The sequence below is a fragment of the Paenibacillus sp. sgz302115 genome (assembly GCF_056120445.1).
Genome location: NZ_JBVYOK010000019.1, coordinates 100,145 through 109,941 on the forward strand (window position 1 = coordinate 100,145; position 9,797 = coordinate 109,941).

10 protein-coding genes are annotated in these 9,797 nt (G+C 52.2%); 1 reads left to right on the forward strand and 9 read right to left on the reverse strand.

Annotated elements, in window-relative coordinates:
• Positions 1-204 precede the first annotated feature (204 nt).
• The 9 genes from AC0LWN_RS26060 to AC0LWN_RS26100 form a co-directional block, all read right to left on the reverse strand.
• Complete coding sequence (locus tag AC0LWN_RS26060; RefSeq protein WP_474670543.1) at positions 205-1,590, reverse strand: lipopolysaccharide biosynthesis protein; 1,386 nt, start codon at positions 1,588-1,590, stop codon at positions 205-207.
• Positions 1,556-3,022 (reverse strand): O-antigen ligase family protein, encoded by a 1,467-nt coding sequence (locus tag AC0LWN_RS26065; RefSeq protein WP_474670545.1) that lies wholly within the window; start codon positions 3,020-3,022, stop codon positions 1,556-1,558. The genes AC0LWN_RS26060 and AC0LWN_RS26065 overlap by 35 nt, the downstream gene beginning before the upstream one ends.
• Positions 3,019-3,792 carry a WecB/TagA/CpsF family glycosyltransferase gene (locus AC0LWN_RS26070; protein ID WP_458966163.1) on the reverse strand — a complete coding sequence of 258 codons (774 nt, stop codon included), beginning with the start codon at positions 3,790-3,792 and terminating at the stop codon, positions 3,019-3,021. Before AC0LWN_RS26070 ends, AC0LWN_RS26065 begins: the two co-directional genes overlap by 4 nt.
• Entirely contained in the window at positions 3,789-5,129 is a 1,341-nt protein-coding gene (locus AC0LWN_RS26075; protein ID WP_474670548.1) for an O-antigen ligase family protein, read from the reverse strand. Before AC0LWN_RS26075 ends, AC0LWN_RS26070 begins: the two co-directional genes overlap by 4 nt.
• Positions 5,130-5,137: 8 nt before the next feature.
• On the reverse strand, positions 5,138-6,073 hold the full coding sequence (locus AC0LWN_RS26080) for a glycosyltransferase (protein ID WP_458966165.1): 936 nt from the start codon (positions 6,071-6,073) through the stop codon (positions 5,138-5,140).
• 25 nt (positions 6,074-6,098) lie between these two features.
• On the reverse strand, positions 6,099-6,791 hold the full coding sequence (locus AC0LWN_RS26085) for a sugar transferase (RefSeq protein ID WP_458966166.1): 693 nt from the start codon (positions 6,789-6,791) through the stop codon (positions 6,099-6,101).
• Positions 6,792-6,879: 88 nt separating this feature from the next.
• Positions 6,880-7,767, reverse strand: coding sequence for a UTP--glucose-1-phosphate uridylyltransferase GalU (galU, locus tag AC0LWN_RS26090; protein ID WP_019913304.1), 888 nt, complete (start codon positions 7,765-7,767; stop codon positions 6,880-6,882).
• A gap of 81 nt (positions 7,768-7,848) precedes the next feature.
• Positions 7,849-8,490 carry a CpsD/CapB family tyrosine-protein kinase gene (locus AC0LWN_RS26095; RefSeq protein WP_474670551.1) on the reverse strand — a complete coding sequence of 214 codons (642 nt, stop codon included), beginning with the start codon at positions 8,488-8,490 and terminating at the stop codon, positions 7,849-7,851.
• Positions 8,474-9,214 carry a YveK family protein gene (locus AC0LWN_RS26100; protein ID WP_474670553.1) on the reverse strand — a complete coding sequence of 247 codons (741 nt, stop codon included), beginning with the start codon at positions 9,212-9,214 and terminating at the stop codon, positions 8,474-8,476. Before AC0LWN_RS26100 ends, AC0LWN_RS26095 begins: the two co-directional genes overlap by 17 nt.
• Before the next feature lie 308 nt (positions 9,215-9,522).
• Here AC0LWN_RS26100 and AC0LWN_RS26105 point away from each other — a divergent pair, with 308 nt between their 5' ends.
• Positions 9,523-9,678: a hypothetical protein gene (locus AC0LWN_RS26105; RefSeq protein WP_474670555.1), complete on the forward strand. Its 156-nt coding sequence runs from the start codon at positions 9,523-9,525 to the stop codon at positions 9,676-9,678.
• The last annotated feature ends 119 nt before the right edge of the window (positions 9,679-9,797 follow it).

Genomic DNA, 9,797 nt, shown 5'->3' on the forward strand with positions numbered 1-9,797 from the left:
GGAATGTTTGGGCTTCCGATCGCTGTTGTCTTCCGATTTCTTTGATTAGAACCACAATTTGCGGTTGAAATCGGAAGACAAAGGCGAACGCTAACGCTTCTACAGCTCCAAACTTCCTTTCCACTCCTCTGACACCGTCCATTTGTCTTTTAAGCAAAACCTTAGCTCGCGAGTTGCACTGCTCGCTTAACCGCTATAATTGCTTTAACTGCTTGTATCCATAGGTTTTTTGCGGATGTAGGAATTCATCGTTGTCTTCATCCACTGAATGTCCTCCCCGTTAATGAACAGGCGGGGCAGCTTGACCTTCAGGTTGAATCTGATATTAAGAATAATGAACAGGAAGCGCAGCACCCCAGAGGAGAGCATCGCCACCCCTGCTCCAAGCAATCCGAACTTCGGCACCAGCAGGAAGAGCAGCGGGATTACCAGCAGCAGCCCCACACCCTGAAGGATCGAGACAAATTTCGGTTTACCAAGTGCCATGAATACCTGGGCCAGAATCATTGTGCCTCCGCTGATCGTCACTTCCAGCAGCAGCAGGCGGAACACCGTCAGTGCGGTGTTGAAATCCTTGCCGTACAGCAGCGGAATGACGAACGGCGCGACCAGCATCAGGAACAGTGAACCCAGCAGGGTGCAGGTTGTGCTGATCCGAAAGGCTTTGAAGGTAAGGGCAACCGCCTGATCCTTGGACAGCTCGGAGGCTTTCGGGAAGAGCACCACGGTGATCGAGTTCGAGAAGAAGTTGACCATCCGCGAGAGGCTCACCGCCACCGCATAGAGCCCCAGATCCGCTGGCCGCAGCAGGCCGGCGATGATAATCTGGTCGATATAGTAGGAGAACTGTCCGAGCAGATCATTTCCGTAGGAACCCAGCCCGTAGGTGAACAGTCTTTTGAAATTCAGGTATGCGTCCTTCATCTTCACCTTGTAGGTGCGGAGCAGCGAAATCGTCATCCAGATGAAGAGCGGCACCGACGGCGCCAGATAAGCCAAGGCCGTTGTAAAAGGATTCATCGAATGGGTAACGATCAGAATTCCGATGACTGCCAGCGTCAGCAGCGGAATCAGATACCGCAGCCAGTTGAAAGTTTTGTAATCGCCCCTGAACTGAAAAGCCGCATTGTTGACCTGTGACACCACGATCAGCGGACACAGGATCATCGACCATTGCGCGAACAGGACTACACTCGGGCTGAAGGATTTCAGCCAGTACGGAAGGACCACAATCCCGACGACCATGGCCGCGATTCCGAATCCAAGTGCGATCAGCAGGGCTACCCGGTAGAGCACTCCTGCTTCGTCAGGATTCTTTTTGGCGTTGTAGATCAGCGCCGAAGGAATGCCGAAGCTCATGCTGAACGCCAGAAACTGCGACCAGTTCACCATAGCTGTCTGCTCCCCGCGTCCGGTTGGCCCCAGATAGCGGGCGGTCAGAACACCTGTCAGCATATTAACCAGCAGGATCAGCACGCTGACGAACATGGTCTTTACTGCGGCTGAACTGTTGTCCTTACTCTTCGTAAATCTTCGCAGCGAGGACCAGACGGTGCTAGTGGGAAGTGATTTCGCGTTCGATGGCTGCATGTGGTGTTCCCTTCTTTCTGCTCTCAATAATCTCTTTAGCGCCAAGGCCGAGGCCAATCAGCATCCAGACTAGGTAACCCTTAAGTCCGGGGAACCCATTGTCCGATACCAGGCTGGCCACGGCTCCCATCCATGCTGCCAGCGACAGCCGGGCATAAGGCTGGAGGCTGTCTTTGCTGGTGACCCGAACTACAATCTGCTTAATCACTGCACCCAGAGCGCCGAAGAAGAACAACGCGCCCAGAACTCCGAAGGTCAGCAGCAATGCAATAAAACCGTTGTCCATATTGCCGTATTCTCCAAGCTCACCGCCATTCCCGAGCTTCGTGCCCTGTCCGACGCTGCCTATTCCCTGGCCGACCGGATTCGCGGCGACCATCGGCAGCATGTTCTGCCAGAGATTCAGGCGCTCATTATAGGAATGGTCTTCCTCTACGGAGGTCAATGTCTCCATCCGGGCCACCAGCCCTTCAGCACCGGGCAGCTTGGGGACGATCCAGAAGAGCGCGGCAGCGACAAAAACAAGCTGGAGCAGCGTCTTCCATTTGCCCTTGGACGGCGAGGAGGCGATGTATACGAGCAGCATCACCAGCATCACCAGCCAAGCGGAACGGACCAGGGTGGTGAGCAGGCAGATGACTACGAGCAGTACGCCGATCCAGCGCAGCGTGCCTTGCCATTTTTTCTCCAGAATCATCGGCACCAGAGCAAAAACCAGGAAGGTCGCTGCCGGCCCCGGAGAATTCAAGGTGGAGAATACCCGAATCTCCAGCGGATAAGGTGTTCCGATGGACATCATATCGGCGTTCCGCATCCAGAAGGCATCCCATGGCGGAACGGTCAGGTATTGGATGATGCCGTACACGGCGACGAGGACCGCGATGTTCGCAAAAGCATACAGCAGCCGGTCAATATCCTTCGGCTTAAAGCGGGTTACGGCGAAGAACGGAATCAGCAGCAGCGGCACGATGTAATTCGCCAGGTCGTACACGGAGCCGATGCCGTTCTTGGCCAGCCCGATCAGCGATCCGTAAGCCAGCGCTACCGCGAACAGCATAATAATCCGGGTGGAGGATTTGCGGATGCGGTGAATCTCTTTCAGCACCGGTATCGCCAGTGCAGCTCCCGTGAGCAGCGGCGCCAGACTGAGCAGTGATACGGAATGATAGACCCCTTCCGCCCAATCGGCGATTCGCCGCAGCTCCGGAGCAACCGCCCAGACCAGCAGGGTATAGGCGATTAGCAGCCGCGGCTTCAGCAGTGCCAGCAGGAAGGCCGGGAACAGAATTCCCGCCAGGATAATCCCCTGCAGACTGTTAGAAGCGCTGAGCTTCGCACTGGCAAATCCGATCATCAGCGGAAGACCAAGACATATACCGCAGATTAACATCATCGCCCCGGCTGATTTCATGGACGGAAGACTTACATTCATTCCAGCCTGCCTCCCTTTGCTTTATCCCGCTTGCGCAGCTCCTTGAGCAGCAGCACCAGGAATTGGGCGTCATCGACAAGATATCTTTTCCATAACCGCCCCGGTTCCTGACTGAGCCGCCAGAACCATTCCAGGCCTGTTCTCTGCATAAAATTCGGCGCCCGTTTCACCGAGCCTGACAGAAAGTCAAAGGTCGCTCCTACACCAATGGAGATCGGCGCCCGATAAGTGTTGTAATGCCGGTAAATCCACTTCTCCTGCTTCGGCGCTCCCACGCCTACGAACACAATATCCGGCTGACTTTCGGTCAGCATTTCGATAATGCGCTTGTTCTCTTCATCGTTGTGCTCAAAGCCGTAGGAAGGAGAATAGCAGCCGACAATGTTCATGCCCGGATAGGCCGCCTTAAGGTTCTTGGTCGCCCGTTCCGGCACACCCTCCGCCGAGCCCAGAAAGAACAACCGGTACTTCCTTTGCTCGAAGGCATTGCCTAGGCGGCTGAAGAGATCAGCTCCCGACACCTTTTGCTTCAGCGGCTTGCCCAGCATCTTCGAAGCCCAGATCAGCGGCATACCATCCGCCACTACGGCGCCTGCTTCGGAATAGACCGTCCTGAATTCTTTGTCCTTGCGAAGCTTGATTACGTGATCGACGTTGCAGGTCAGGATGTAGGATTGCGTCCGTTCCTGAATCGTTTTGTCAATGTAATCAAGCAAATCCATGAAATCATAGTTATCGAAATTGACATCGAACATGTTCACTTGGTTCATCGTATCACTTCTTTTTGTGGGGAATCGGTGGACTGTGAAGAACGATACAGGCAGTTCAGGTACCAACAGAACGGAATGATGGATTGGACCGTCGACAGCGTGTTATCGGAAAAAGAATAAATCAGAAACGCTGCTAAAAAGAGCAGGTAATAAGGTCTGACCGGCGGTGCTAAAGCTCTGTACACCAGCAGAAATACGGCAAGTAGAGAAATCAGCAGCAGTATGGCTCCGATATACCCGCCATCATAGTAAAAGCGGATATACTCATTATGCGGAACTACAAACCCTTTATAGAGCGTCCCGTCATTCGCCACCGTAACAGCTCCAAGTCCTCTGCCCGACCACGGAGAATCCGCCGCCTTGTTCAGGAAATACTCCCAGGCTTCCGCCCGGCCCGACAGGTCAACGCCCGTCTCCGTCGAGCGTTCGAAGGAACGCTTCTTGATGTTATCGAGCTGTAAATACACGGCTGAGAAAATCAGGATCACCGAGCACAGGAGCGGAATCAGATATTGGGTTCTGCCCTTCAAATACTGCCGCGAAATATCGTAAAAATAATAAAGGACCATCAAGATCAGTGCGAGTACCGGTCCCCGTGTCCCTGTTCCAATGAGAATCAGGAAATTCAGGGCCAGCATGATGTAGAAAAAGCGGATATGCTGCGGACTTCGCTTAATCTCGATAAAAGCAATCCCTACGCCCATAAAGGCCAGCATTGCCAGATGCGCCGGAATATTCGCTCCCTGAATCCGCACGGCTCCGGTGAACTCGACATCCAGAAAATTGTGCAGATGCGCCACCTGCAGCATGATTCCGGCCAGCACACTCACCAGCGGCAGCATGGTGATAATACGGATTTGCCGCTCGGCCACTTCTTTCTTCCAGTTGATCAAGAGGAAAACGAAGGGCAGAGAGAGCCCGATAAAAGCTTTGATGGCAATAGATCCGCTCATCTCCGGCAGCCAGATGGAGAAGCCGAAGGTGATAAAGACCAGCGCCACCATTGCCCACAGGGGCGGGCTGAGACGGAACTTCAGTCCGTTCACCAGAATGCAGGGAACCAGCAGCATCAGGATTACCAGCTTGTAGAACGATAGAATTTCAATGCCGAACATGCTGCCGTCATACAGAAAGTTGATGGAAATCGCCGTCGTCAGCAGAACGAAATAGCTGATGAGCTCAGGACGTGAGATCGAGACCACCAGCAAAAGTATCAGAAGTACGGCAGCTACCGCTAGCATCGGCTGGTAGATGACCGCCGTTCCCAGGAGCAATGCGGACAAGAGGTAGAGCATTCCGTATGGTAATATTTTGGAGCCCCACGCAAAATTCGTCATTGTCACCCTCACCCCGCTGCAGATTCCCTCTTCCGGTTCCAGATCATATGAAGAGTTCCGCGAATACTCTCCAGCCGGCATTTGTTCAGGAGCTTTCTTCCCTGGCTTCTGGAGAGGATGGAATCTGCCAGTATATACATGACTTTAGCCGCCGTCTTCCCCAGCAGGAGCAGATTCCCCTTCACGCCTTCGCTTTTCATGGCGTTGGATATGCCCTGGCTGTAATATCTTTTCATAATCCAATCTTCAGTCAGCCGGTTAGCCGGCACGAAATGATCGACAGCCATCTGCGGATGATAGAGGATTGAATGTCCTTCACTTTCCAGTTGATTGAACAGCCAGGTCTCTTCGCCGGAGAGAAGTGAATCCCCTTTTCTTCCCAGCTCCAGAGGAAACAGGCTGATGTCGAAGGCTACCTTGCGCATTGCCATGTTGGCGCCGCAGGGATGAAGCCGCTTCGGATATTCCTTGATCCGGTTGCCCAGATCCACAATCGTGTAAGGAAGCTCGAAGGGCTTAATCAGCCATTCCGGGCGTTTGCTTTCGAAGATCGGAGCAATTTTGCCGCCCATAGCCATAACCTCAGGTCTTTGTTCAAAGGTGCTTACAATTGTTGTAATCCAATTCCGGCAAGGAATCGCATCATCATCGAGAAAAGCGATAAGCGGCGATTTGGAAGCCAGAATTCCTGAATTCCGGGCGGCCGATAATCCCTGTATCGGCTCCAGAAGGTAACGGATATCCATATCTGCACCGTGATCATCTATGAACCGCCTGATAGCGGCTGCCGTATCATCCTTGGAGCGGTTATCCACCACAATGACTTCGGCCTGATCCAGATTCTCCAGCGGCAACAGCGACTGCAGCGTCTTAACCAGCAAGGCTGATCTGTTGTAGGTACAGATGATTATGGAAATCTTAGGAACGTCTCCGTATACAAGCATCGGCTTTCACCCAATTTCCATTTTATTAATACGCATCTTTGGACCCGAGCAGCATCAGTCCGGTTTTGGCAATAATTTTGAGATCCAGCATCGTGCTCCGGATATGAATGTACGTCAGATCGAGCTGCACCATTTCGTCAAAGCCGACGCTGTTTCTGGCATTTACCTGCCAGTAGCCGGTGCAGCCCGGAGTGACCATAAGCCGCTGCTTGTCATATTCCGTATACTGCGCCACCTCTTCCACCAGCGGAGGACGGGGGCCGACCAGGCTCATATTGCCAACCAGTACATTCCAGAGCTGAGGCAGCTCATCAATACTCGTCTTGCGCAGGAATCTTCCGATACGTGTGATGCGCGGATCATTTTTGATCTTGAACATCGCGCCGCTGACCTCGTTGTAGGCCATCAGGTTCGCTTTCAGCTCCTCGGCATTGGAGACCATGGATCTGAATTTATACATTGGAAACAGCTTCTCACCCTTGCCAACCCGGGTCTGGCGGAAGAACACCTTTCCTTTCGGGTCTTCCAGCTTGATCAGGATAGCAACCACCGCGAACAGCGGCAGCAGCACGAGAAGGCCAAGAGCGGAGAAAAAAATGTCGATAATCCGCTTCATCACCAGATAGGAATCCATTTCTTTGCTTCCTTCATTGGCATGTAGCATGTAAAGTTTCGGCAGGACGGCCTCATAGTCTTCCGGCAGTTTTTGCATGCTCATTTCTTCTCAGTCCTCCTAAAAGTTTTGTGAGCATAAGCTCCCAAGAATCACCTCGAGCAAAACTCGCTTCGAAAGCATACGCCCGGTTTTAGCTATTCAGAGTTAGTCCCTCTTTGCTGAGCCAGTCCGCCATTGCGTCCATTACCTGGTACTTAAGATCCTCGCTTTGCAGTGCAAATTCCAGTGTGGTCAAAATATAACCAAGGCGCTCGCCGACATCATATCTCGTACCGTCAAAGTTATAAGCGTATACCCGCTCGCTCTGGTTCAGCTTCTGGATCGCATCGGTAAGCTGAATCTCGCCGCCTGCGCCCTTTTCCTGAAGATCCAGGTACTTGAAAATCTTCGGAGTGAACACGTACCGTCCCATAATCGCCAGGTTCGAAGGAGCGGTTCCCAGCGGAGGTTTTTCGACAAAATTATTAACCCGGTAGAGCCGTCCGTCCTGCAGATCCGGTTCGATAATGCCGTAACGGTTGGTGAATTCATCGGGAATTTCCTGTACGCCGATCACTGAATTCTGTGTGTCCTCGTACTGGTCGATCAACTGCTTCAGGCACGGAACCTTGCCGGTTACGATGTCGTCACCGAGCATAACGCCGAAGGGCTCGTCTCCGATAAAACGTCTGGCGCACCATACCGCATGGCCGAGGCCTTTGGGTTCTTTTTGCCGGATGTAGTGAATTTCTACCTTGGAGGAACGCTGAACCTCTTTCAGCAGCTCCAGCTTGCCGTCTTCCAGCAGTCTGGATTCCAGCTCAAAAGCATTGTCAAAATGATCTTCAATCGCCCGCTTGCCTTTACCTGTAACGATGATAATGTCCTCAATGCCGGAAGCGATCGCTTCCTCCACGATATATTGAATGGTGGGTTTGTTGATGATCGGAAGCATTTCCTTAGGCATTGCTTTCGTCGCGGGAAGGAAGCGCGTTCCTAGTCCAGCAGCAGGGATAATCACCTTTTTAACCTTCTTCATCGCACTTACCTCCTAAAAAAGTTTTGTAAGCATATGTGCTCCACTCGAATCTCTTCGTACAAAACTTGCTTTTCGGAAGCACTATTTGGTCTGATTCATGGCAATGCCCAGAATCTTGACACCCGTCTGCTCCATTAGCCCTTTTAGCTTTTTCAGTGACTCGCGTTTCGTTTTTCCGTGTCTCGCAACGATGATCAGACCGTCTGCCAGCGGAGCCAGAATGCGCGCATCGCTATATTCTACCGCTTGGGGAGAATCCAGAAGAATCAAGTCGAAGCTTGCTTTCAGCTCCTCCAGCAGAGCAGCTATTTTGTCGCTGCCCAGCAGATCCGGCGGACTGACCTTGGTAATTCCAGCCGGGATTACGGCAAGATTCGCCAGATTTCCGTACACGGCGATATCCTTCGCCTCTTCGATGCCGCTGAGATATGCGGCGAGACCGTGGCTGCCCTCTACCTCGAACACGGTGTGCAGTCCCGGATGTCTCAGGTTGCAGTCCACAACGGCTACCTTCTTGCCATCCTGAACAAAGGAAACTGCAAGATTAGACAAAATCGTTGTTTTTCCTTCTCCGCCTTCAGAGGAGGTGAAGAGCAGCACCTGCCCCCCGCTTCCCTTCAGCAATCCCAACTGGCGAATGTAGGTACGCAGTGAGCGGAAGGATTCGGAGATATGCGAGGAAGGATTCAGGTCTGCAATCAGACTTTTATTCAGCCGTAACATAAGCGCCCTCCCCTACTCTTGCTTTAGCATTTGCTGCCTTGCCCAGATCACGCTTGCGGATCGAAGGAATGCTGGCAATAACGGGCAGCCCCAGATCGAATTCCGCTTCCTTCTCCGTCCGAAGTGTGCCGTTGAGGGTTTCCAGCAGCAGGATGATTCCAACAGCCGCCATCAGCGAGACTACAAAGCTGATGAGGATATTCATCGTGGAACCGCCGTTTACCGGCTGGGGAACATCGGCAGGATCAGCAGGCGTCAGGAACGTCACATTGTCCAGATTCATCAGCGCCGGGAGGCTGCGGATGAACGTCTGCGAAACTGCGTTTACTATAGTTGCCGCTTTCGTGTAGCTCTCGTCCTGTACGCTCAGGTTGATGACCTGGCTTTTGTCCGAAGACTTGATTTGCAGCTTGGCTGCGAGTTGCTGCTCCGTCAGGTTGAACTCCGGATGCTCTGCTACTACGCGTTTCATAATCGTCGGGGACTTCATGATTTCCTTGTAGCTCTCGATGAGGTTGAGACTGAAGTTCAGATTATTCAGGTTATTGCTCTCGGGGACATTTGCGGCGTTGTTGACGAGCAGTTGTCCGGAGGCTGAGTAGACAGGTACGACGAAGTTTTTGCTGACGTAGAAGGTGGTAGCGCAGGAGATTAATACAAACACCGTGATTAGCCATAACCTCTTCTTTATCAGGTTAATGTAGTCCAAAATCGTCTTTTCCACAGTAACCCTCCTTCCGCATTAGTTGCATTCTGAAAGCAATCATGAAAATTTCAGATATCTTGCTTTTATTCTAGCAATCCGATGAATTTCCCACATGGGTCATACCATTACTTTAATCTTCACTTTCGAGTGAGGCGTTTCGCTCCATATGAGGGGGGCGATGGTATACTTTAGTACCATATGGCTGTAAAAAAATAGCTATTCGTGTCACGAATAGCTACGTTTGGTGTCATTTCAACGCATTTTTCTTGTTCAGATAATGTTCAGATTACTCTGCTAGTCTGATTTCAATTCGCGGTTTCGGCTATTTGGGGCGACGTAAAACCAGCCGCCAGGGACGCAACAACGGCATTTCTGCCGTTGTTTCCGGGCAGCCTGCCCCCGGCGGACCCAACAACGGCACTTCTGCCGTTGTTCCCGGGCATTCCGCCCGCGGCGGCTCCAACAACGGCATTTCCGGCTAGGCCCCCTAATTCCGGAGTCTGCCCTATCAAAACTTAAGTTCTTGTAGGATTGCTCTTTCTTTCAAAGTGTAAGGTGAAAAAGACTGCGGTCCTCTAGCTTCATGACCCACTGAGAAAAG

Excerpts from the sequence above, each read along its gene's own strand:
- AC0LWN_RS26065 (WP_474670545.1), bottom strand. The coding sequence starts at position 3,022 with ATGAATGTAAGTCTTCCGTCCATGAAATCAGCCGGGGCGATGATGTTA.
- AC0LWN_RS26080 (WP_458966165.1), bottom strand. The coding sequence starts at position 6,073 with ATGCTTGTATACGGAGACGTTCCTAAGATTTCCATAATCATCTGTACC.
- AC0LWN_RS26070 (WP_458966163.1), bottom strand. The coding sequence starts at position 3,792 with ATGAACCAAGTGAACATGTTCGATGTCAATTTCGATAACTATGATTTC.
- AC0LWN_RS26060 (WP_474670543.1), bottom strand. The coding sequence starts at position 1,590 with ATGCAGCCATCGAACGCGAAATCACTTCCCACTAGCACCGTCTGGTCC.
- AC0LWN_RS26095 (WP_474670551.1), bottom strand. The coding sequence starts at position 8,490 with ATGTTACGGCTGAATAAAAGTCTGATTGCAGACCTGAATCCTTCCTCG.
- AC0LWN_RS26085 (WP_458966166.1), bottom strand. The coding sequence starts at position 6,791 with ATGAGCATGCAAAAACTGCCGGAAGACTATGAGGCCGTCCTGCCGAAA.
- galU (WP_019913304.1), bottom strand. The coding sequence starts at position 7,767 with ATGAAGAAGGTTAAAAAGGTGATTATCCCTGCTGCTGGACTAGGAACG.
- AC0LWN_RS26075 (WP_474670548.1), bottom strand. The coding sequence starts at position 5,129 with ATGACGAATTTTGCGTGGGGCTCCAAAATATTACCATACGGAATGCTC.